Annotated in this window: 1 pseudogene; it reads left to right on the top strand. The window is 62.6% G+C overall.

What is annotated here, in order from left to right:
* Positions 1-188 precede the first annotated feature (188 nt).
* Positions 189-719: pseudogene (locus tag EN939_RS36700) on the top strand (ATP-grasp domain-containing protein); the annotation flags it as partial.

Raw genomic sequence — 719 nt, 5'->3', positions numbered from 1 at the left:
TGCCAATGGTGATCCACTCGAAGCGGCAAAAGCTGTCGGCATTGGTCCGCTTGCCATCGGCAATGTCAAATATAAGGTCGAATTCGGTCTCTTCAAAAGAATGATCGAATCCGAAAAGACGATCACGCTCGATTTTCAGGAAGCGTTTTCCCTTGCACGCGAGATTGCCAAGTAACGCCGGATCTCTTTTGATCGCGGCAATTTCAGGCCGGGCGCTGGCCGCCGCCGCGCGTCGCGCCGGCTATCGTCCGCTGGTTGCCGATTTCTTTTGCGATACGGACACCGTCGCGCTCGCCGAACGTGCGACGATGCTGCCGGGCGACCTGCAGAGGGGCATCGACGGCGAGCGCATCGTCGACACGCTTCGGCGATTGGCTGGCGACGACCTGCCGGTCGCCATTATCCTGGGCTCAGGGTTTGAGCGGATGCCTGAGACCGTGGACGAGATCGCGCGACACTTTCCGCTCGCAGGCAATGGCGGCGCCGCAATCCGCAGGATCAAGGATCCGCAGTTGCTGGCCGATGATTGCGCCGAACTTGGCATCCCGCATCCGCAATCGCGATGGGACCAGCCGCCTGATCGGGAGAACTGGGTGGTCAAGACCGCGGGCGGCGCCGGCGGCGGGCACGTCAGACGAGCAGCCGGAGAAAGCCCGATCGCCGGCCGCTATTTCCAGCGCTTCGTTGCCGGACGCAGCATCTCGGCCCTGTTCGTCGGC

This window comes from Mesorhizobium sp. M7A.F.Ca.CA.002.05.1.1, assembly GCF_003998335.1.
GTDB lineage: Bacteria > Pseudomonadota > Alphaproteobacteria > Rhizobiales > Rhizobiaceae > Mesorhizobium.
This window is presented reverse-complemented; position numbering and strand designations above follow the sequence as displayed.